This window comes from Streptomyces sp. NPDC000151 (genome assembly GCF_040301705.1).
Lineage (GTDB): Bacteria > Actinomycetota > Actinomycetes > Streptomycetales > Streptomycetaceae > Streptomyces.
This window is the reverse complement of sequence record NZ_JBEPFC010000129.1, coordinates 1-21,301: the sequence shown is the minus strand read 5'-3', so window position 1 is coordinate 21,301 and position 21,301 is coordinate 1. Positions and strand designations below refer to the sequence as shown.

19 protein-coding genes are annotated in these 21,301 nt (G+C 72.9%); 8 read left to right on the top strand and 11 right to left on the bottom strand.

Annotated features, from left to right (window positions below):
* The 3 genes from ABT381_RS27820 to ABT381_RS27810 all read right to left on the bottom strand — a co-directional run.
* On the bottom strand, nucleotides 1–843 hold an 843-nt coding region (locus ABT381_RS27820), incomplete at its 3' end, for a biotin/lipoyl-containing protein (RefSeq protein ID WP_351599319.1).
* 54 nt (nucleotides 844–897) lie between these two features.
* Nucleotides 898–2,286, bottom strand: a complete 1,389-nt coding sequence (lpdA, locus tag ABT381_RS27815) for a dihydrolipoyl dehydrogenase (RefSeq protein WP_351599318.1) — start codon at nucleotides 2,284–2,286, stop codon at nucleotides 898–900.
* 350 nt (nucleotides 2,287–2,636) lie between these two features.
* Nucleotides 2,637–4,166, bottom strand: coding sequence for a leucyl aminopeptidase (locus ABT381_RS27810; protein WP_351599317.1), 1,530 nt, complete (start codon nucleotides 4,164–4,166; stop codon nucleotides 2,637–2,639).
* A 316-nt stretch (nucleotides 4,167–4,482) separates the two neighbouring features.
* On the opposite strand from ABT381_RS27810, the gene ABT381_RS27805 reads away from it, so the two are divergent.
* Nucleotides 4,483–5,310 (top strand): endo alpha-1,4 polygalactosaminidase, encoded by an 828-nt coding sequence (locus ABT381_RS27805; protein WP_351599316.1) that lies wholly within the window; start codon nucleotides 4,483–4,485, stop codon nucleotides 5,308–5,310.
* Nucleotides 5,311–5,323: 13 nt separating this feature from the next.
* Here the strand turns inward: ABT381_RS27805 and ABT381_RS27800 are convergent, their stop codons facing one another.
* From ABT381_RS27800 to ABT381_RS27785, 4 genes are all read right to left on the bottom strand, one after another.
* Complete coding sequence (locus tag ABT381_RS27800) at nucleotides 5,324–6,133, bottom strand: adenosylcobinamide-GDP ribazoletransferase (RefSeq protein WP_351599315.1); 810 nt, start codon at nucleotides 6,131–6,133, stop codon at nucleotides 5,324–5,326.
* A gap of 136 nt (nucleotides 6,134–6,269) precedes the next feature.
* Nucleotides 6,270–7,334 (bottom strand): nicotinate-nucleotide--dimethylbenzimidazole phosphoribosyltransferase, encoded by a 1,065-nt coding sequence (locus ABT381_RS27795; RefSeq protein ID WP_351599314.1) that lies wholly within the window; start codon nucleotides 7,332–7,334, stop codon nucleotides 6,270–6,272.
* A 10-nt stretch (nucleotides 7,335–7,344) separates the two neighbouring features.
* On the bottom strand, nucleotides 7,345–7,812 hold the full coding sequence (locus ABT381_RS27790; protein ID WP_351599313.1) for a hypothetical protein: 468 nt from the start codon (nucleotides 7,810–7,812) through the stop codon (nucleotides 7,345–7,347).
* Nucleotides 7,813–7,875: 63 nt separating this feature from the next.
* Nucleotides 7,876–9,117, bottom strand: coding sequence for a bifunctional adenosylcobinamide kinase/adenosylcobinamide-phosphate guanylyltransferase (locus ABT381_RS27785; RefSeq protein WP_351599312.1), 1,242 nt, complete (start codon nucleotides 9,115–9,117; stop codon nucleotides 7,876–7,878).
* A gap of 184 nt (nucleotides 9,118–9,301) precedes the next feature.
* Here ABT381_RS27785 and ABT381_RS27780 point away from each other — a divergent pair, with 184 nt between their 5' ends.
* Nucleotides 9,302–9,535, top strand: a complete 234-nt coding sequence (locus ABT381_RS27780) for a hypothetical protein (RefSeq protein ID WP_351599311.1) — start codon at nucleotides 9,302–9,304, stop codon at nucleotides 9,533–9,535.
* Nucleotides 9,536–9,602: 67 nt separating this feature from the next.
* Here ABT381_RS27780 and ABT381_RS27775 read toward each other — a convergent pair whose 3' ends face one another.
* Both ABT381_RS27775 and ABT381_RS27770 read right to left on the bottom strand, forming a co-directional pair.
* Complete coding sequence (locus tag ABT381_RS27775) at nucleotides 9,603–10,310, bottom strand: class I SAM-dependent methyltransferase (protein ID WP_351599310.1); 708 nt, start codon at nucleotides 10,308–10,310, stop codon at nucleotides 9,603–9,605.
* 86 nt (nucleotides 10,311–10,396) lie between these two features.
* Complete coding sequence (locus ABT381_RS27770) at nucleotides 10,397–10,996, bottom strand: DUF3043 domain-containing protein (protein ID WP_351599309.1); 600 nt, start codon at nucleotides 10,994–10,996, stop codon at nucleotides 10,397–10,399.
* A 252-nt stretch (nucleotides 10,997–11,248) separates the two neighbouring features.
* On the opposite strand from ABT381_RS27770, the gene ABT381_RS27765 reads away from it, so the two are divergent.
* The 5 genes from ABT381_RS27765 (at nucleotide 11,249) to ABT381_RS27745 (ending at nucleotide 17,821) form a co-directional block, all read left to right on the top strand.
* The gene (locus ABT381_RS27765) at nucleotides 11,249–12,049 is read left to right on the top strand and encodes a PspA/IM30 family protein (protein ID WP_351599308.1); all 801 of its coding nucleotides are present in this window, start codon (nucleotides 11,249–11,251) and stop codon (nucleotides 12,047–12,049) included.
* Nucleotides 12,050–12,105: 56 nt separating this feature from the next.
* The gene (pspAA, locus tag ABT381_RS27760) at nucleotides 12,106–12,384 is read left to right on the top strand and encodes a PspA-associated protein PspAA (protein WP_351599307.1); all 279 of its coding nucleotides are present in this window, start codon (nucleotides 12,106–12,108) and stop codon (nucleotides 12,382–12,384) included.
* A gap of 151 nt (nucleotides 12,385–12,535) precedes the next feature.
* Complete coding sequence (locus ABT381_RS27755; protein ID WP_467754612.1) at nucleotides 12,536–13,825, top strand: sensor histidine kinase; 1,290 nt, start codon at nucleotides 12,536–12,538, stop codon at nucleotides 13,823–13,825.
* Nucleotides 13,822–14,499 carry a response regulator gene (locus tag ABT381_RS27750; RefSeq protein ID WP_351599306.1) on the top strand — a complete coding sequence of 226 codons (678 nt, stop codon included), beginning with the start codon at nucleotides 13,822–13,824 and terminating at the stop codon, nucleotides 14,497–14,499. Before ABT381_RS27755 ends, ABT381_RS27750 begins: the two co-directional genes overlap by 4 nt.
* Nucleotides 14,500–14,659: 160 nt before the next feature.
* Nucleotides 14,660–17,821 (top strand): efflux RND transporter permease subunit, encoded by a 3,162-nt coding sequence (locus ABT381_RS27745; RefSeq protein ID WP_351599305.1) that lies wholly within the window; start codon nucleotides 14,660–14,662, stop codon nucleotides 17,819–17,821.
* Between the two features lie 59 nt (nucleotides 17,822–17,880).
* On the opposite strand, the gene nadA is transcribed toward ABT381_RS27745, so the two are convergent.
* Nucleotides 17,881–19,077: a quinolinate synthase NadA gene (gene nadA, locus ABT381_RS27740; RefSeq protein WP_351599304.1), complete on the bottom strand. Its 1,197-nt coding sequence runs from the start codon at nucleotides 19,075–19,077 to the stop codon at nucleotides 17,881–17,883.
* A gap of 310 nt (nucleotides 19,078–19,387) precedes the next feature.
* Here nadA and ABT381_RS27735 point away from each other — a divergent pair, with 310 nt between their 5' ends.
* Complete coding sequence (locus tag ABT381_RS27735; RefSeq protein WP_351599303.1) at nucleotides 19,388–19,741, top strand: HesB/IscA family protein; 354 nt, start codon at nucleotides 19,388–19,390, stop codon at nucleotides 19,739–19,741.
* A 120-nt stretch (nucleotides 19,742–19,861) separates the two neighbouring features.
* On the opposite strand, the gene ABT381_RS27730 is transcribed toward ABT381_RS27735, so the two are convergent.
* A partial coding sequence (locus ABT381_RS27730) for a hypothetical protein (RefSeq protein WP_351599302.1) occupies nucleotides 19,862–21,301 on the bottom strand: 1,440 nt, incomplete at its 5' end.

Here is a 21,301-nt window from a genome sequence, read left to right as displayed (position 1 = left end):
CAGCTTGCGCTCCAGGGGGGTGACTTTGGCGCCGTCGGGCTCTCCTGCCGGTGCGGCCGGTGTGCCCTGGGTGGGCTGTGCGGCGGGGGCCGGTGCCGGGGCCGGGGCCGGGGCGGCCGGAGCCGCGGGGGCGGCCGGGGCCGGAGCCGGGGTGGGCTCGGGCTGCGGGGCCGGGGCGGGCTGCTCGGCGGCCGGGGCGGGCGCCGGAGCGGCCGGGGCCGGGGCAGCCGCGGGGGCAGCGCCGGCGGCACCGATGACGGCGAGCTTGGCGCCGACCTCGGCGGTCTCGTCCTCGGCCACCACGATCTCCAGCAGGGTGCCGGAGGCCGGGGCGGGGATCTCGGTGTCGACCTTGTCGGTGGAGACCTCGAGCAGCGGCTCGTCGGCCTCGACGGACTCGCCGACCTCCTTCAGCCACCGGGTGACGGTGCCCTCGGTGACCGACTCGCCCAGCGCGGGCAGCACGACGTCGGTGCCCTCGGCACCACCGGCCGGGGCGGCGGGGGCCTCGGCGGCGGCCGGGGCCGGAGCCTCGGCAGCGGGGGCGGGCTCGGGCTGCTCGGCCGGAGCCTCGGCAGCGGCCGGGGCCTCGGCCGGGGCGCCGGAGCCGTCGTCGATGATGGCCAGCTCGGCGCCGACCTCGACGGTCTCGTCCTCGGCGACCTTGATGGACGCCAGGACGCCGGCCGCGGGGGCGGGGATCTCGGTGTCGACCTTGTCGGTCGACACCTCCAGCAGGGGCTCGTCGGCCTCGACGCGCTCACCCTCGGCCTTGAGCCAGCGGGTGACGGTGCCCTCGGTGACGCTCTCGCCGAGCGCCGGAAGGGTTACGGAAACCGCCATGGTTTCAGTTGCTCCTTACGAATTGCGGATGTGGTCGTCGCGCCCGGACTGGGGTCAGTCGTGGGAGTGGAGGGGCTTGCCGGCCAGGGCCAGGTGGGCCTCGCCGAGCGCCTCGTTCTGCGTGGGGTGCGCGTGGATGAGCTGCGCAACCTCGGCCGGCAGAGCCTCCCAGTTGTAGACCAGCTGGGCCTCGCCGACCTGCTCGCCCATACGGTCACCGACCATGTGGACGCCGACCACGGCACCGTCCTTGACCTGGACGAGCTTGATCTCGCCCGCGGTCTTGAGGATCTTGCTCTTGCCGTTGCCCGCGAGGTTGTACTTCAGAGCGACGACCTTGTCGGCGCCGTACAGCTCCTTGGCCTTCGCCTCGGTGATACCGACCGAGGCGACCTCCGGGTGGCAGTACGTCACGCGCGGCACGCCGTCGTAGTCGATCGGCACGGTCTTGAGACCGGCCAGTCGCTCCGCAACCAGGATGCCCTCCGCGAAGCCGACGTGCGCGAGCTGGAGCGTGGGGACGAGGTCGCCGACGGCGGAGATCGTCTCCACGTTCGTCCGCATGTACTCGTCGACGAGGACGTAGCCGCGGTCCATGGCGACCCCGGCCTCCTCGTAACCGAGACCCTGGGAGACGGGGCCGCGGCCGATCGCGACCAGCAGCACCTCCGACTCGAAGGTCTTGCCGTCGGCAAGGGTGACCTTGACGCCGTTCTCGGTGTACTCGGCCTTCTCGAAGAAGGTGCCGAGGTTGAACTTGATGCCCCGCTTGCGGAAGGCGCGCTCCAGCAGCTTGGAGCTGTTCTCGTCCTCGACCGGGACGAGGTGCTTGAGGCCCTCGATCACGGTGACGTCGGTACCGAAGGACTTCCACGCCGAGGCGAACTCGACGCCGATGACGCCGCCGCCCAGGATGATCGCGGACTCCGGCACGCGGTCCAGCGTCAGCGCGTGGTCCGAGGAGATGATGCGGTTGCCGTCGATCTCCAGACCCGGCAGCGACTTCGGCACGGAGCCGGTCGCCAGCAGGATGTGGCGGCCCTCGACGCGACGTCCGTTGACGTCGACGGAGGTGGGGGAGGACAGTCGGCCCTCACCCTCGATGTAGGTCACCTTGCGGGAGGCGACCAGACCCTGCAGACCCTTGTACAGGCCCGAGATCACGTCGTCCTTGTACTTGTGGACCCCGGCGATGTCGATGCCCTCGAACGAGGCCTTGACACCGAACTGGGCGGCCTCACGGGCCTGGTCCGCGATCTCACCGGCGTGCAGCAGCGCCTTGGTGGGGATGCAGCCGTTGTGCAGGCAGGTGCCGCCGAGCTTGTTCTTCTCGATCAGGGCGACGTCCAGGCCCAGCTGAGCCCCGCGCAGGGCAGCCGCGTAGCCGCCGCTTCCGCCTCCGAGGATCACTAGGTCGAAAACGGTGCTGGCGTCGTTCGCCACGTCACGTCCTCCATGCATGGGTACGCCGGAGCCGGTCTCCGATGACCGGACGGCGGCTGTTGTTCGGCCGCTAGTACTTCGGCCCTGGGTAAGGGGGGCCCTGTCCTGCCGAGCCCCATCTTCGCACTTGTTGAACACGGGCGGGACGGCGGGCCGGGCCCGGGGCCCGTCGATCGGCCGCCCGGACGGGCTACTCAGCCGTACGGACCTACGGATTTCGTCGAGAGCGAACACCTGTCCGCGCCCGTACGCATCGCCTGTCCGCGCCCGCACGTACGGCCCCGTGCGAAGAGCCCGGGGCCGTGTCGATGCGCTGCGTCCGCAGCAGGTCAAGCAGCAGGTCGAGCGGGTCAGAGCAGGTCGCCCGCGGCGGTGCGCTCGGCGAGCCGGACCAGGGTGCGGACCGAGGAGCCGGTGCCGCCCTTGGGGGTGTAGCCGTAGGGCGCGCCCTCGTGGAAGGCCGGGCCCGCGATGTCCAGGTGCGCCCAGGTGATGCCCTCGCCGACGAACTCCTGGAGGAACACGCCGGCCAGCAGGCCGCCGCCCATCCGCTCACCGATGTTCTTGAGGTCGGCGACCGGGGAGTCCAGGGTCTTGCGCAGCTCTTCGGGCATCGGCATCGGCCAGGACTCCTCGCCGACCTCCTCCGCGATCTCGTGGAGGGAGCTGCGGAAGGCGTCGTCGTTGGCCATGATGCCGAAGGTGCGGTTGCCCAGCGCCACGACCATCGCGCCGGTCAGCGTCGCCACGTCGACGATCGCGTCCGGGGTCTCCTCGGAGGCGCGGGTGATCGCGTCGGCGAGGACCAGGCGGCCCTCGGCGTCGGTGTTCAGCACCTCGACGGTCTTGCCGCTGTACATGGTCAGCACGTCGCCCGGGCGGGTGGCCGAGCCCGAGGGCATGTTCTCGGCCAGCGCGAGCCAGCCGGTGACGTTGACCGGGAGGTTCAGGCGGGCGGCCGTGACGACCGCGGCGAACACCGCGGCGGCGCCGCTCATGTCGCACTTCATCGTCTCGTTGTGGCCGGCCGGCTTCAGGGAGATGCCGCCCGAGTCGTAGGTGATGCCCTTGCCGACCAGCGCCAGGTGCTTCTTCGCCTTGGCGTGGGTGTGGCTGATCTTCACCAGCCGCGGCGGGTTCTCCGAGCCCTGGCCGACGCCCATGAGGCCGCCGAAGCCGCCCTTCTTGAGCGCCTTCTCGTCCAGCACCTCGACCTTGAGGCCGTACTCCTTGCCCGCGGCCTGCGCCTGCGCGGCGAAGGCCTTGGGGTTCAGGTCGTTGGACGGGGTGTTGATCAGGTCGCGGGCGCGGTTGATCTCCGCGGCCAGCGCCTGCGCACGCTCGGCGGCGGCCTTGTGGGCCTTGTCGCGCGGCTTGGCACCCAGGACGGCGATCTCGGCCGGCGGCGCGGACTTGTCCGCTGCCTTCTTGGCGTCGCCGTTGGTGTTGCGGTAGGCGGTGAAGCTGTACGCGCCGAGCAGCGCGCCCTCGGCGACCGCGGCGACCGCGTCGGCGTCCTCGACGGGCAGCGCGAAGGCGGCCTTCTTGGCGCCGGTCAGCGCACGCGCGGCGGCACCGGCGGCGCGGCGCAGCGCCTCGTTGTCGTAACCCTCGCCCTCGGCCGGGGCCTCGCCCAGGCCGACCGCCAGTACGACCGGCGCCTTGAGCCCGCCGGCGGCCGGAACCTTGGTCACCTCGCCCTCGGCGCCGCTCGCGCCCAGGGTTTCCAGGACGTCGGCCAGCTTGCCGTCGAAGGCCGTCTCCACGGCCTCGGCGCCGGGCGCCACGACGGGGCCCTTGGCGCCCTTGGCGAGGCCGACGACAACGGCGTCCGCGCGCAGCGTCGCGGCGGATGAAGTACTGAGGGTCAGTGCAGTCACGGTATTGAAGGTCCTGTTCCGTCCGGGGAATCCATGGGCACTCGTGGCGCCGCTGGCGCCGAGCCTACGCTCGGGTGCCCCGCCCGGTCCCGCCCGATGCGCTACCTGTTCCCCCGGCCGACCGGTCGAATTGCCGCCCGGGGAAGCGAACGCCCTTGGTTTTCCTGGTACTTGGGTGACTTGGAGGCGGTATGGCGGATTTATCCGGAGGGTGAGCCACCGGATAAATCCCCGTCCGGGCAACCACCCACCGGTGATCACCGTCCTCAAGGCGGGGCGCACCACCGTGCCTCCTCGCAGACAGGAGAGCCGGTACATGACACGGCCGTTCGTCCATGCCCTGGCCGTGTTGCTGCTGGCCTTCGCCACGGCCTGTACGACGGCCCCGTCCGACCGCGCCGACGGCGGGCGGCCGGCAGGGGAGCGGTGGCGGCCGAAGCCGGGTACGGACTGGCAGTGGCAGCTGAGCGGCCGCCTCGACACGGACGTGGACGCGCCCGTCTACGACATCGAGGGCTTCGACCACGGCACGGCCACCGTCGCCGCGCTGCACCGCCGCGACCGCAAGGTGATCTGCTACCTCAGCGTCGGCGCCTGGGAGGACTGGCGCCCGGACGCGGCGGACTTCCCGCGCTCCGTCATCGGCCGGTCCAACGGCTGGAAGGGCGAACGCTGGCTGGACATCCGGCGGCTGGACGTGCTGGAGCCGCTGCTGGCCGAGCGGTTCGACATGTGCCGCGACAAGGGCTTCGACGCCATCGAGCCGGACAACGTCGACGGCTACGCGAACCGCTCCGGCTTCCCGCTGACCGCCGCCCACCAGCTGGAGTTCAACCGCATGGTGGCCCGCCTCGCGCACGAGCGCGGCATGGCGGTCGGCCTGAAGAACGACCTCGGCCAGATCCCGCGGCTGGTGGACGACTTCGACTTCGCGGTCAACGAGCAGTGCGCGGAGTACGACGAGTGCGAGAAGCTCACGCCGTTCGTCCGCGCGGGCAAGGCCGTCTTCCACGTGGAGTACGACCTGCCGCCGGAGCGCTTCTGCGCGACGTCCCGGAAGCTGAGGCTCAGTTCGCTGCAGAAGGAGATGGACCTGACGGCCTGGCGGAAGACCTGCAGAAAAGAAAGCCCGTCCGGCGATTGAGGACCACTCGGCGTCAGCCGAGTGCCATCACCACAACCGTTGCGAGCCCGGCCGTTTCCGCGAGCCCGCCGAAGACGTCTCCCGTCACGCCGCCGAAGCGCCGCACGCAGTGCCGCAGCAGTACCTCGCCGGCGGCGAGGCCGAGGAGGACGGCGACGGCCGCGTGCACGGCGCCGTACGGATCGCCGTACGCACCGAGCCCCGTGGCTGCCACCACGGCGACCACGGCAACCCCGACGGCGCAAGCCGCCCGTACGGGCACCGTCCCCGCGACCGCCGCCCCCAGCCCCTCAAGCCGGGCCGCCGGTACGCCCGTCCGGGAGGCGAGGGTGAGGGCCAGGCGGGCCGTGACCGCGCCGGCCACCGCCGCCACCGCGCCCGCCGCCCAGCCGGCCGCGTACAGCTCGTACAGCGCGGCGACCTGGGCGAGCAGCGCCAGGAGGAGCACGAGCACGCCGAACGGGCCGATGTCGGACTGCTTCATGATGCGCAGCGCGTCGTCCGCCGGCTTGCCGCTGCCCAGTCCGTCGGCGGTGTCCGCGAGCCCGTCCAGATGCAGGCCGCGGGTGAGCGCCGCGGGCACCGCGACCGTGCCGACGGCCGCCAGCAGCGGGCCGCCGCCCAGCAGGAGCAGGGCCGCGCCGAGCGCCGCCGCGCACAGCCCGACGACCAGCCCGGCGAGCGGCGCGCAGAGCATGCCGCCGCGGGCCGTCGGGCGGTCCCAGCGGGTCAGCCGTACGGGCAGCACGGTCAGCGTGCCGAACGCGAAACGGAGCGCGTCGGAGGTGGCCTTGGCGGCCGGCTGGTCGGGGGTGTCGCTCACCGCGGCAGGTTAGCCTGCGGCCTTGTGGGGGCGGGCGCTGGGGCGGAACCAGGGGTGCCCCCGTGAGCGCCGTTGCCGACTGCTGCGTCGTCGTGGCCGGTCGCGCAGTTCCCCGCGCCCCTGGCGGGGCGCGGTCTCACTCCCCCGTGGGCTCCTCGTCCCGTACCGGCAGCTCCGCTGCCAGGGAGGCCGCGGCCTGGACCAACGGCAGTGCGAGGAGGGCGCCCGTGCCCTCGCCGGCTGTGACGCCGTGGTCGAGCAGCGGGGTGAGCGCGATCCGGTCCAGCGCCTTGGCCTGCGCCGGCTCGCCGCCGGACTGCCCGGCCACCCACCAGTCCGGCGCGCGGAACGCGATCCGCTGCGCCACCAGCGCGCAGGCGGCGGAGACCACGCCGTCCAGGATCACCGGCGTCCGGCGCACCGCGCTCTGCAGCAGGAAGCCGGTGGCCGCGGTCAGGTCGGCGCCCGCCGTGGTGGCCAGCAGCGCGAGCTGGTCGCCCAGTACCGGGCGGGCCCGACGCAGCGCGTCCCGGATCGCCGCGCACTTGCGCATCCAGGCCAGGTCGTCGATGCCGGCGCCGCCGCGCCCGGTGACCACCGAGGCGTCGGTGCCGCACAGCGCGGCGATCAGCGCGCCGGCCGCGGTGGTGCCGCCCACGCTGAGGTCGCCGAGCACGACCAGGTCCGTACCGGCGTCCGCCTCCTCGTCGGCGATCGCCATGCCCGCGCGGAACGCCTGCTCGGCCTCCTCCGCGGTCAGCGCGTCCTCGATGTCGATCCGGCCGGAGCCGCGCCGCACGCGGTGCCGGGTGACGTCCTCGGGCAGCTCGCCGGGGTCGCAGTCCAGCGCCATGTCGACCACGCGCGGCGGGGCGTCGAACCGCCGCGCCAGCACCGCCGCCGGGCTCGTCCCCTCCAGCACCCCGCGCACCAGGTCCGTCGCGCTGCCCGCAGGGCGGCCGGAGACGCCCAGCTCGGCCACCCCGTGATCGCCCGCGAACAGCACCGTACGGACCCGGTCGAGGGGCCGGGCCGGAACCTGCTGCTGCACGGCGGCCAGCCAGTCGCCCAGCTCGTCGAGGCGGCCCAGCGCGGCGGGGCGCACGAGGCGGCGCTCCCGCCGCTCCTCGGCGTCCCGGCGCAAGCCGCCGTCGGGGCGCTCGATCAGGTTCGCGAAGTCATCGAGGTTCAGGGCGCTCATTCGGCGCAGGTTACCGGCAACGTCGCCCCCGGTGCGCGGACGGCCGGTACCGGCGCCGGAGCGGGGCCTCCAGCAGCAGCGTCGAGCCCGGCAGCCGGCGGGCGCACAGGGCACGCAGCTCGCGCAGCGCCTCGGCGCCGGGCGGCGGTCCGAAGGCGAGGACCAGGACGCCGAGCGCGGGGCGGGCGACGGCGGCGGGCCAGTGCGGCCCGGTGAGCCGGCCGGTGAGGGTGCGCCACCGGGGGCCGTCCGGCAGCAGCATCCGGCGCAGCGCCGCGGTCGCCGGCTCCTCGACGGTCAGCCAGCGCAACTGCCCGTTGTCCACCCGCCAGAAGCCGGGGTCCAGGCCCTCGCCCAGCGCCACGACCGTGGCCTGCGGCCGGTCGCGCAGATAGCGGCGCACCGCCTCGTCGAACCGGCCGGCGGGCCGAGAGCGCCGGGCGAGCGTGGTGCGGTCCGTGCCGTGGGACGGTTCCATGCCGTCAGGTGACGGTACGGAAGGCCGTCCGGCAAGCGGGACACGGGCCGCCGCCCGCGCGCGTCACCCGCGCAGCGTAATGGCCTGCCCCGCGACGACCAGCAGCACGTGCTCGCACTCGGCGGCGAACGCGGCGTTCAGGCGGCCCAGTTCGTCCCGGAAGCGGCGGCCCGCCGGGGTCGCGGGGACCACTCCGGAGCCGACCTCGTTGCTGACCGCCACCAGCGACCTGCGGGTGGCGCGCACCGCGGCCACCAGCTCGTCCACCCGCGCGTGCAGCGCCCGTTCGCCGCCGTTCGCCCAGGTCTCGTCGTCCCAGGCGCCCACGTCGTCCATGGCGTGCGTCAGCCACAGGGACAGGCAGTCGATCAGCAGCGGGGAGGCGGCGGTCTTCTCCGCGGTGCCGGAGCCGTCGCCGTCCTCGTCCTCGCCCGCCAGCAGCGGCACCAGGTCGCAGGTCTCGGCGGTCCGCCAGGAGGACGGGCGGCGCTCGCGGTGGGCGCTGACCCGGGCGGCCCACTCGGTGTCGCCGTCCCGCAGGCCGCCGGTCGCGACGTACAGCACGTCGGGGAAGGCGGTGAGCCGGCGCTCGGCCTCGACGGACTTGCCGCTGCGCGCGCCGCCCAGCACCAGCGTCCTGCGCGGCAGGTCGGGCACCGCGTGGTACTCGCCGACCAGCAGCGACGTGCCGTCCGGCACGGCGCGCGCGCCGACCGCCGCGAGCCGCCGGTGCAGCTCCTCGCCGGGCGGGACGGCGTGGTCGATGTGCACCGCGAGCACGTCGGTCGCCGCGTCCACCGCGCCGCTCGCCCGCAGCCGGGCCAGCGCGTCGGGGCGCCCCAGTATGTCCAGTACGACCATTTCGTACGGCCCCTTGCCCTCGGCGGCCCCGGCGGGCGCGGCGCCCGGCGGCAGGTACAGCAGCCGCTCGCCGTAGGTGCCGCCGATCTCGTAGCCGGTGCCCGGCACGTCCACCGCCACCGCGCGTACCCGGTGCCCGTCCAGCAGCGCCAGCTCCCGCCCGTCCGCGACCCGGCCCGGCTGCGGCACCCCGGTGGGCACCTCGACGGCGGGTCCCTCGTGCGGGTGCGTCAGGAGCACTTGGCGCACGCCGGTGAGCGACTGCCCGGCGCGGGCCGCGGCGAAGGCGGCGCCCGGGGTGAGGTCGAGGAGCAGCGCGCCGTCCAGGAGCAGCGCGGTGGCCGCCCGCGCCGCGTCGCCCGTGGCGGCGGCGCAGGAGGCGCAGGGGCAGCCGGGGCGGGGCAGGCCCTCGGGGGCCCCGGTGCCGAGCAGTGTCAGTTCCACCCGCCGATTTTCTCCTGTCCCCGGCCGACGGGCGCGCGGGGGGACGTCTCGACACGGCCGTTAGGCTGCTGATCAGTATTCGAGGACCAGTACGGGACATGTCACCTGAGCGGCAGCACAGGGCATGACCACTGCACGGCACCAGCACGAGCAAGCACGTACCCGGTGGTACCAGGAGGCGGACATGGCGTGGACGTGGCGGTTCGAGAAGGCCGACGGTACGGAGGCACCCGCGGGGGAGGCGCCGGAGGACTTCTCCACGCAGGGGGACGCGGAGTCCTGGATCGGCGAGGAGTGGAAGACGCTCCTGGACCGCGACGTGGACCAGGTGGTCCTGTTCGAGGACGGCGTGAAGATCTACGGCCCGATGAGCCTGCACGCCGAGGCCGAGGAGGGCGACGAGGCGGCGGAGGGCTGAGCGGCTCCCGGCACGCGTGAGGGGCGGCGGGCCCGAGGGCCCGCCGCCCCTGTCACGTTCCGCGTGCTCAGTCCCGCACGCCGCACAGGTGCAGCAGGGCCGCCACCGCGCGGTACGGGTCGGTGCGCCCGGCCCGTTCCTCCGCGGCCAGCAGCCGGGTCAGCTCCTCGACGGGCGGCGGCACGGCGTCGTCGGCCGCGAGGTCGGTGAACAGCCGCACGCCGTACCAGGCGTGCAGCGGGGCGCCGATCCCGGCGAGGGTGGTGGTGAGCGCGTCGAGCCGGTCGGCGCGCACCATGAGGCCGAGCCGGTTCTTGTACCGGGGCGAGTCGAACGCGGCCGTGGCCGCGTCCCAGTCGCCGGACAGCCCCGGGCGCAGCGCGAGCGCGTCGGCGTTGCGCACCAGGACGGACAGCAGGCCGCCGGGCGCCAGTACCCGGGCCAGCCCGGCCAGCATCGGGTCGGGCTCCTCGACGTACATCAGGACGCCGTGGCAGAGCACCACGTCGAAGGTGCCGGGCAGGAAGTGCACGCCGGTGTCCCGGCCGTCGCCCTCGATCAGCCGGACCCGCTCCTGGATGCCGGCCGGCTCACCGGCCAGCGACGCGCGGACCGCGGCCAGCATCGTCGGGTCGGACTCCAGCCCGGTGACCTTGTGGCCCGCGCGGGCCAGGCGGAGCGCCTGCGTGCCCTGGCCGAGGCCGACGTCCAGGACGCGCAGCCGCTGGCCCACCGGGAACCGCGCGGAGATCTGCTCCTCCAGCTGCCGGGCCACCAGCTCCTGCCGGACGGTGTTCCGGATGCCCCCGAGCTCGTCGAGCCAGGGGCCGGCCCCTCCGGCAAAGCCGGAAGAAGCCGTGTTCAGGGTCGCTCTCCCCGCTTGACCTGCGGCTTGGGGAGCCGCAGGCGGCGCATCTGGAGGGTGCGCATCAGGGCGTAGGGCTTGACGCCCTTGAGGTTCTCGTTCGGGAACCGGTCCTTGAGGCGCTTGGTCAGGCCGATCCAGACGGCGATCGAGTCGAGCACGATCAGCAGGATCACGACCAGCCACAGGATGAGCGCGATGCTCTGGATCTGCGGCACCCGGACCATGGTCAGCACCAGGATGACCACGGCCACCGGCAGGAAGAACTCCGCGACGCACCAGCGCGAGTCGACGTAGTCCCGCGCGAAGCGGCGGACCGGGCCCTTGTCCCGGACGGGGAGATACCGCTCGTCGCCCTTGGCCAGCGCTTCGCGCTGCCTGGCCATGTCGGCGCGGCGGGCCTCCCGCTGGGCCTTGACGGCCTCCTTGCGGTTGGCCGGTGCCGACTGCGCGCGAGTACGGCGCTGAGTCTGCGCCTGACTGCGCTTCGGCGTCGGGCGGCCCTTGGGGGCCTGCGGGTCGCGTGGCTGCTGGGGCTGGTCCGCGGTCACCTTGGAGGTCGCGGACCGCTCATCCTTCGAACGGCTTCGGAACACAAAGCCCAAGGGTACGCGGTCGCCCTCCGTGGGCCAGAGCCCGAGGGGAACGATCCGGCAACGGCCGGGCGGGTACCCGTACCCCGCCTACTCCCTGCGCCGGAGAAAGGGAGATACCTGATCGTCCTGCAGGAGGAGCACATCCGGGTCCAAGCAGTGCGGTAATGGAACCGGGGCCCGTACTGTGGGGTCTGTAGATGTGCTGGAGCCGAAGCCCGAAGAAACTCGGTCAGAAGGGGGCGCTCGAGGCCCATGAGCGACGGTGTCATGAAGCGGATGGGGATGATCTTCCGCGCGAAGGCCAACAAGGCCCTTGACCGGGCCGAGGATCCGCGCGAGACCCTCGATTACTCCTACCAGAAGCAGCTGGAGCTGCTCCAGAAGGTCCGGCGCGGGGTCGCCGACGTCGCGACCTCCCGCAAGCGCCTGGAGCTCCAGCTCAACCAGCTCCAGGGCCAGTCGTCCAAGCTGGAGGACCAGGGCCGCAAGGCCCTCGCGCTCGGCCGCGAGGACCTGGCCCGCGAGGCGCTCTCCCGCCGGCAGGCCCTGCAGCAGCAGGTCACCGACCTGGAGACGCAGCACCAGACGCTGCAGGGCGAGGAGGAGAAGCTCACGCTCGCCGCGCAGCGCCTCCAGGCCAAGGTGGACGCCTTCCGTACGAAGAAGGAGACCATCAAGGCCACCTACACCGCGGCCCAGGCGCAGACCCGGATCGGCGAGGCCGTCTCCGGCATCTCCGAGGAGATGGGCGACGTGGGCCTGGCCGTGCAGCGCGCCGAGGACCGGACCGCGCAGATGCAGGCCAGGGCCGGGGCAATCGACGAGCTGCTGGCGTCCGGCGCGCTGGACGACCCGACCGGCATGGCCAAGGACGACCTCACGGCCGAGCTGGACCGGATCTCCGGCGGCGGCGACGTCGAGCTGGAGCTGCAGCGCATGAAGGCCGAGCTGGCGGGCGGGTCCTCCGCGGGTCAGCAGGCCATCGAGGGCGGCCAGGGCGGTCAGGCCCAGCAGGCACCGCAGCAGGACCAGCCGCGTTTCGACAAGCAGTGAGCGGCGGGCGCGGATAGCCTCGTCGGGATCGCCGGACCGGACCAGAGGAGACCGTCGTGATCGTACGGATCATGGGCGAGGGGCAGGTAACGGTGGCGGACAGCCACCTCATCGAGCTCAACAAGCTGGATGACGAGCTGCTCGCCGAGATGGAGAGCGGCGACCAGGACGGCTTCCGGCGGACCCTGGGCGCGCTGCTCGACGCCGTACGCCGGCTGGGCGAGCCGCTGCCCGACGACTCCCTGGAGCCCTCGGAGCTGATCCTGCCAGGGCCCGGCGCCACTCTCGACGAGGTCCGCGAGATGCTCAGCGACGACGGCCTCATCCCGGGCTGACCAGCCCGCTCCGGCGGCCCCGTCCCCGTGCCCGCGGGGACGGCGACCGCCCGGCTTCCTCCAGCACGTACGCGCCCCGTTCGCCGGGCCGCCGCCCGCCGACCACCTCGGCGGGCCGCGTCCGGCGGCCGGGGCGCTACCGTTTCCTGTCGTGACTCCCCTCGCCACCGGACAGGGCCCGCTGCCCGGGCCCGCGCTCCTCGCCCGGCTCCGCGCGCACCCCGTCGTGCTCGACGCGGTCCTGGCGGTGGCCGTCTTCGCGGTGATCCTGGTCGGCGCGGCGGCCGGCCCGCACGGCCGGTACGGGCCGCGCTTCGGCGCCCACCCGCTGGAGCCGACGGCGGTCCTCCTCGCCGCGCTGGCCTGCGCCGCGCTCGTACTGCGCCGCCGTTACCCGCGCAGCGTCCTCGCCTTCACCTGCGCCATGACGCTGGCCGAGCTGGTGACCGCCAGCAGCGAGCCGCGCGCCCCGGTGGCCGTGGCCTCGGTCATCGCCGTCTTCACCCTCGCGGCCCGCACCGACCGCCCCACCACCTGGCGGATCGGCGCGCTGACCGTCCTGGTGCTCACCGCCGCCGCGATGCTCACCAGTACACGCCCCTGGTACGCCCAGGAGAACCTGGCGATCTTCGCGTGGACGGGCATGGCGGCCGCGGCCGGTGACGCGGTCCGCAGCCGCCGCGCCTTCGTGGCCGCCATCGAGGAGCGGGCCGAGCGGGCCGAACGCACCCGCGAGGAGGAGGCCGGACGCCGGGTCGCCGAGGAGCGCCTGCGCATCGCCCGCGAGCTGCACGACGTCGTCGCGCACCACATCGCGCTGGTCAACGTCCAGGCCGGGGTCGCCTCGCACGTCATGGACAGCCGCCCCGACCAGGCCAAACAGGCCCTCGCGCACGTCCGCGAGGCGTCCCGGTCCGCGCTGGACGAGCTGCGCGCCACGGTCGGCCTGCTGCGCCAGTCCGACGACCCGCACGCGCCCACCGAACCGGCCCCGGGCCTCGGCGTCCTGGACCAGCTGATCGACGGGTTCGTACGCGCCGGGCTGCCCGTCGAGCTGGAGCTGCCGCCCGGCAGCCCCGAGGGCCTGCCCGCCTCGGTCGACCTCACCGCGTACCGCATCGTCCAGGAGGCGCTGACCAATGTGCACAAGCACGCGGGGGAGGGCGCCCGGGCCACGGTACGGATCGTCCGCTCGGCCGAGGCGCTGACGGTGACGGTGCTGGACGACGGCGGCGGGCGGCCCGCCGGACCGCGCCCGCGCCCCGGCGAGCAGGAGGGACCGGAGGACCGTACGGACGGTGGCGGGCACGGACTGATCGGGATGCGGGAACGGGTCGTGGCGCTGCGCGGCACGGTGGAGACCGGGCCCCGCCCGGCCGGCGGATTCAAGGTACGGGTGCGGCTGCCGCTGCAGCCCGCGCGCACGGGGGAGACGACATGACGATCAAGGTGCTGCTCGCCGACGACCAGGCGCTGCTGCGCAGCGCGTTCAAGGTGCTGGTGGACTCCGAGCCCGGGATGCGGGTGGTGGGCGAGGCGTCGGACGGCGCCGCGGCGTACGAGCTGGCCCGCTCCGCGGCGCCCGACGTGGTCCTGATGGACATCCGGATGCCCGGCGTGGACGGCCTGGCCGCCACCCGCATGATCAGCGAGGACCCGGAGCTGGCCGGCGTACGGGTGGTGATCCTGACGACCTTCGAGGTCGACGACTACGTGGTGCAGGCGCTGCGGGCGGGCGCCAGCGGCTTCCTCGGCAAGGGCGCGGAGCCGGACGAGCTGCTGAACGCGATCCGTATCGCGGCGGCCGGCGAGGCGCTGCTCTCGCCCGTGGCCACCAAGGGGCTGATCGCGAGGTTCCTGGCGCAGGGGAGCGGCGAGGACGGCGCCGAAGGGCCGGACGCCGCGCGGCTGGCGTCGCTGACCGGCCGGGAGCGCGAGGTGCTGGTGCTGGTCGCGGGCGGCCTGTCCAACGACGAGATCGCCGGGCAGCTGACCGTCAGCCCGCTGACGGTCAAGACGCACGTGAACCGCGCGATGGCCAAGCTGGGCGCCCGCGACCGGGCGCAGTTGGTGGTCATAGCGTACGAATCCGGACTCGTCCGCCCGCGGGTGTAGCAGCGGGTGGAGCGGGGCGTACTACGGACGCGGTACGCCCCGACGCCGGAAATGGACCTGGGTGCTAGGGAAACGACGCTTCTCGTGCCGGATGGTGTAAGCGGGCCCGCCATGGCCCGTTGCCGAGAAGGTTTACGAACAAAAGAGAGAGACCCCACCCATGTTCAGGCTGTCCCGACTCAGCCTCGCACAACGGGGCCTGATAGCACTGATGTCGATCGTGGCGATCGTCTTCGGGGCCATCGCGATCCCACAGCTCAAGCAGCAGCTGCTGCCGTCCATCGATATGCCCATGGTGTCCGTCGTGGCGCCGTACCAGGGTGCCTCGCCCGACGTCGTCGAGAAGCAGGTCGTCGAGCCTCTTGAGGACGGCATCCAGGCGGTCGACGGCATCACCGGCGTCACCTCGACGGCCGGCGAGGGCTCGGCCGTGGTGATGGCCGAGTTCGACTACGGCAACGACTCCAAGGCGCTGGTCGCCGACGTCCAGCAGGCCGTCAACCGGGCCCGCGCCAAGCTGCCCGACGACGTCGACCCGCAGGTCGTGGCGGGCTCCACCGACGACCTGCCGACCACCGTGCTGGCCGTCTCCTCGGCGGGCCAGGACCAGCAGGCCCTCGCCGACCGCCTGGACCGCAGCGTCGTCCCGTCCCTGAAGGACATCGACGGCGTCGGCCAGGTCACCGTGAGCGGCGTGCGCGACCGCGTCGTCGCCGTCACCCCGGACGACGCCAAGCTCGCGAAGGCGGGACTCACCCCGGCGGCGCTCGGCCAGGCCCTGGAGGCGGGCGGCGCTTCCGTACCGGCCGGCTCCTTCTCCGAGGACGGCAAGAGCCGCACCGTCCAGGTCGGCAGCGGCTACACCTCGCTCCAGCAGATCAAGGACCTCACCGTCTCGCCGGCCGCTGCCGGTGCCGCGGCGGGCAAGCCCGGGGGCGGCGCGCCGGTACGCGTCGGCGACCTCGCCACCGTGCGGCAGGAGTCGGCCACCCCGACCTCCCTGACCCGCACGGACGGCAAGCCGAGCCTCGCCGTCCAGATCACCATGGACCAGGACGGCAGCGCCGTCGCCATCTCCGACGCGGTCAAGGACAAGCTCCCGCAGATCCGCGCCGACCTCGGCAAGGACGCGGACGTCACGGTCGTCTCCGACCAGGGCCCGCAGGTCTCCAAGTCCATCGAGTCCCTCACCACCGAGGGCCTGCTCGGCCTGGTCATGGCCGTGATCGTGATCCTGGTCTTCCTGCTGAGCCTGCGCTCGACGCTGGTGACCGCGGTGTCCATCCCGCTGTCCGTCGTCATCACGCTGATCGTGCTGTGGACCCGCGACCTGTCGCTGAACATGCTCACCCTGGGCGCGCTGACCATCGCCATCGGCCGGGTCGTGGACGACTCCATCGTCGTACTGGAGAACATCAAGCGGCACCTGGGCTACGGCGAGGAGCGCAAGCCCGCCATCCTCACCGCGGTCCGCGAGGTCTCCGGCGCGATCACCTCCTCCACCCTCACCACGGTCGCGGTCTTCCTGCCGATCGGCGTGGTCGGCGGCATGGTGGGCGCCCTCTTCGGCGACTTCTCGATCACCGTCACCGTGGCCCTGCTGGCCTCGCTGCTGGTCTCCCTCACCGTCGTGCCCGTCCTCTCGTACTGGTTCCTGCGCGCCCCGAAGGGCGCCGAGGGCGGCGACCCCGAGGCGCTGCGCAAGGCCGCCGAGGAGAAGGAGAGCCGCAGCGCGCTGCAGCGGCTCTACGTACCGGTGCTGCGTTTCGCGACCCGGCGCCGGATCACCAGCGTGGTCATCGCCGTGGTCATCCTCATCGGCACGTTCGGCATGGGCCCGCTGCTCAAGACCAACTTCTTCGACCAGGGCGACCAGGACACCCTGTCCATCAAGCAGGAGCTGGCGCCCGGCACCAGCCTGACCGCCGCCGACAAGCAGGCGAAGCGGGTCGAGAAGGTGCTCGCGGACACCGACGGCGTGCAGGACTACCAGGTCACCGTCGGCTCGTCGGGCATGATGGCGGCCTTCGGCGGCGGTTCGGCCGCCAACCAGGCGTCGTACCAGGTGAAGCTGGCCGACGCCGATGACTCCGACCGGGTCGTCGCGGACATCCGGGACGGGCTGAAGAAGCTCGGCAAGGGCATCGGCGACACCACCGTCTCGGCCGGCCAGGCGTTCGGCAACCAGGACCTGAGCGTGGTCGTCAAGGCCGCCGACGGCGACGTACTGAAGGACGCCGCCGAGCAGGTGCGCAAGAAGGTCGCGGGCCTGGACGACGTCACCGACGTCACCAGCGACCTGGCGCAGAGCGTGCCCCGGATCTCCGTCACCGCCAACAGCAGGGCGGCGGCCGCCGGTTACACCCAGGCCACCCTCGGCCAGGCCGTCGGCCAGGCGGTACGCGGCACCACCAGCGGCACGGCGCTGCTGGACGACGCCGAGCGGGACGTCGTCGTGAAGTCGGCGCACCCGGCCACGACGGAGGCCCAGCTGAAGAAGCTGGCGCTGCCGGGCCCGTCGGGCGTGGTGCGGCTCGGCGACATCGCCGAGGTGCGGACCGTGCCGGGCCCGGTGCAGCTGACCCGCATCGACGGCGCCCGGTCCGCGACGGTCACGGCCAAGCCGACCGGTGACAACACCGGCGCGGTCACCGCCCAGCTGCAGTCCGAGCTCAAGGACCTCGACCTGCCCAAGGGCGCCACGGCCGAGATCGGCGGCGTCTCCGCGGACCAGGACGAGGCGTTCGGCTCGCTCGGCCTGGCGATGCTCGCGGCCATCGCGATCGTGTTCATGCTGCTGGTCGCGACCTTCCGGTCGCTGATCCAGCCGCTGATCCTGCTGGTGTCGATCCCGTTCGCGGCGACCGGCGCGATCGGCCTGCTGGTCGCCACGGGCACCCCGATGGGCGTCCCCGCGATGATCGGCATGCTGATGCTCATCGGCATCGTCGTCACCAACGCGATCGTGCTGATCGACCTGATCAACCAGTACCGGGCGCAGGGGTACGGCGTGGTCGAGGCGGTCATCGAGGGCGGCCGCCACCGGCTGCGGCCCATCCTGATGACCGCACTGGCCACGATCATGGCGCTGCTGCCGATGGCCCTGTCGGTCACCGGCGACGGCGGCTTCATCTCCCAGCCGCTGGCGGTGGTCGTGATCGGCGGTCTGATCACTTCGACGCTGCTCACCCTGCTGCTCGTCCCGACGCTGTACGCGATGATCGAGCTCCGGAGGGAACGGCGGGCGACGAAGAAGGCGGCCAAGAACGCCGGGCCCGTAAAGCAGGACGAGGACCGCACGCCGGAGCCGGCCGGCGTTTGATCCGTAACAGCACGTGGGGCCCGTACCGAATCCCGGTACGGGCCCCACGTACGTGACGGCTATGGCAGCGCCAGCATCCGCTCAAGCGCCAGCTTCGCGAAGCTCTCCGTCTCCTTGTCGACCTCGATCCGGTTGACGAGCTTGCCGTCCGCCAGCGACTCCAGGGTCCAGACCAGGTGCGGCAGGTCGATGCGGTTCATCGTCGAGCAGAAGCAGACCGTCTTGTCGAGGAAGACGATCTCCTTGCCCTCGGGAGCGAACCGGTTCGCCAGGCGGCGGACCAGGTTCAGCTCCGTACCGATGGCCCACTTGGACCCGGCAGGGGCCGCCTCCAGGGCCTTGATGATGTACTCCGTCGAGCCGACGTAGTCCGCCGCCGCCACGACCTCGTGCTTGCACTCCGGGTGCACCAGCACGTTCACGCCCGGTATCCGCGCCCGTACGTCCTCGACCGACTCCAGCGAGAAGCGGCCGTGCACCGAGCAGTGGCCGCGCCACAGGATCATCTTCGCGGCGCGCAGCTGCTCGACGGTGAGCCCGCCGTTCGGCTTGTGCGGGTTGTAGACCACGCAGTCGTCCAGGGACATGCCCATGTCGCGGACGGCGGTGTTCCGGCCGAGGTGCTGGTCGGGCAGGAACAGGACCTTCTCGCCCTGCTCGAACGCCCAGTCCAGCGCCCGCTTCGCATTGGACGACGTGCAGATCGTGCCGCCGTGCTTGCCGGTGAAGGCCTTGATGTCGGCGGAGGAGTTCATGTACGAGACGGGCACGACCTGCTCGGCGACGCCCGCCTCGGTCAGCACGTCCCAGCACTCCGCGACCTGCTCGGCGCTGGCCATGTCGGCCATCGAGCAGCCGGCGGCCAGGTCCGGGAGGACGACCTTCTGGTCGTCGCCCGTGAGGATGTCGGCGGACTCGGCCATGAAGTGCACGCCGCAGAAGACGATGTACTCCGCGTCCGGGCGGGCCGCGGCGTCCCGCGCGAGTTTGAAGGAGTCGCCGGTGACATCGGCGAACTCGATCACCTCGTCGCGCTGGTAGTGGTGCCCGAGCACGAAGACCTTCTCCCCGAGCTTCGCCTTGGCGGCGCGGGCCCGGGCCACGAGGTCGGGGTCGGAAGGAGCGGGCAGGTCGCCGGGGCACTCGACGCCGCGCTCGCTCTTCGGGTCGGCCTCCCGGCCGAGCAGCAGCAGTGCGAGCGGCGTGGGCTGCACGTCGAGGTCCTGACGGGGCTGGGCGGTGGTCACGACACGCACCCTCTCTTTTCCTGGTCGAGCGCGGCGAAGCCGCTCCGGTGGAGCCGGTGCCTGCACCGGGCTTTTCGTCGATATGACGTTATCTATCATAGCCGCTTCACGTCAGTTTGACGACGGGCATTATGTCGATGTGACGCATCACCCGGCAGGCCGTTTCCGGCGGGCACTGACCCAGGGCTGCGGGTATGCGAGCATGAGGAGGGGGTCAGCTGATTTCCCCAGAAACTCAATGAGCCCGCCCGGAATGAATCCGGGGCCCCGTCGGTTACTTCCGAGGGCAAGGGGTCCGTACAACCCGGGAGAGATGTAGATGAGCGTTCAGGACGAGACCACCGTCAGCGACGGCATCATCCTTTCTGACACGGCCGCGTCGAAGGTCAAGAGCCTGCTGGAGCAGGAGGGCCGGGACGACCTCGCGCTGCGGGTGGCCGTTCAGCCCGGTGGCTGCTCCGGCCTGCGCTACCAGCTCTTCTTCGACGAGCGCTCGCTCGACGGCGACGTCGTGAAGGACTTCGGCGGCGTGAAGGTCGTGACCGACCGGATGAGCGCCCCGTACCTGGGTGGTGCCTCCATCGACTTCGTCGACACCATCGAGAAGCAGGGCTTCACGATCGACAACCCCAACGCCACCGGCTCCTGCGCCTGCGGCGACTCCTTCAGCTGAGCCGACCGGCTCCGGCTCACGGAGACGGGCTCCGGCACACGGAGACACAGACGAAGGCGGCGTTCCCCTCCGGGAGCGCCGCCTTCGTCATGACCGCCTACCGGCGGCTTCGGCCCGCCGTCACTTCTGCGTCTGCGGCACCGTTTCGCCACTGGAGGCGTCGATGACCTCCCGCCCGTCCAGCGGGGAGTCCAGCGTCACCGTCTCGGTGAACTGCTTGGCGACCTTGATGCAGACCCCGCCGGGCTTCTTGTCCTTGCCGGTGACCTGCGCGGTCACGGCCGTACCCGACTGGTCGGCGCTCGCGGAGTAGTCGCTGCACACCCCGCCCCAGAAGTGCAGCGTCAGCTTCTTGCCGCCGTCGGCCACCGAGTACGACTCCAGGCCCGTCGCGCCCTTCTTGCCCTGCTTGCCGCCCTGCGGCGGATGCGCGGGCCGCTGCGTCGCGGCGTCCCCGGCGTCCCGGTCCACCACGAACTTCGGGTCGACGGCCGGATGCGCGACCGTGGTGCGGGCGTCCTTGCCGCTGGTCGAACCGGGCTGCCGCACCTCGTACAGCCACGACGGCACCAGCGCCTGGCTGCCGTTCACGAACTGCACCGACAGGCCGAACCGGGCACCGGTCACCTCGGCGGGGGCGGGCTTCCCGGGCGCCGGCTCGCACGGCGCGACGCTCTTCCCGTCGCCCTTCCCGTCCGCCTTCTCGTCCGCGTCGCCCTTAGCGCCCTTGTCCGGCAGCGGCGTGGCACACGGGGCGCCGGAGTCCTTGCCCGTGCCCGTGCCGGCCCCGCCGTTCAGGTGCGCCAGCGTCTTCGCCGCGCTCAGCACCGGATACGTGTCGCCCTTGAGCGGCCGCGCGAGCTGGCCGCTGCCGCCGACCACCTGGCCGTCCGCGCCGACCTGCAGATCGCTCTGCCAGCCGTACGTCGGCAGGCCGCCGATCACCGGGTCGGCCGAGACGATGCGCACCGCGCCGGACAGCCCGCCGGCGTTCAGCTTCGCGTCCTGCTGCCCCAGCGCCGCGAGCACCGGCCGCACCGCCTCCTTCGCCTTCTCCTGGGAGACCGCGCCCTTGCCGCTGCCGTCGTCCTCGGTCGTGGCGTCCCGGCCGCGGTACGAGGGGCAGCCGGGCCCGTCGGAGGAGTGGCCGGTCTTCTCGTCCGCCTCCTTGCCCTTGGGCGTCGCGGGCAGCGCGCAGTTCACGCCGCCCGGCGTGCCGTACTGCGCGAACGTCCAGGAGCCGGTGCCGGCCTTGGCCACCTGCAGCACGGGCCCGCGGGAGTCCTTGTCCTGGCCGCCGACCTTCCATGTACCGCCTTCGGAGCGGACCTGGCCCGCCACGTCCAGCGCCTTGGCCAGCCGCGCCACCGCGTCCTTGCCGATCGGGCCCTGGGGCCGGTACACGGGCGCGTCGGCCGGGCCGTCCGGCAGCTCGGCGACCGCGCGGTACCCGGCGCCCTGCGGGTTCGGCTCGCCCGGCGCGATCCCGTCGTGGGACTGGGACTGGCCGTAGCCCTCCAGGGCCAGCGGCGGCGGGTCGGCCGCCGCGCCCGCGCCGCC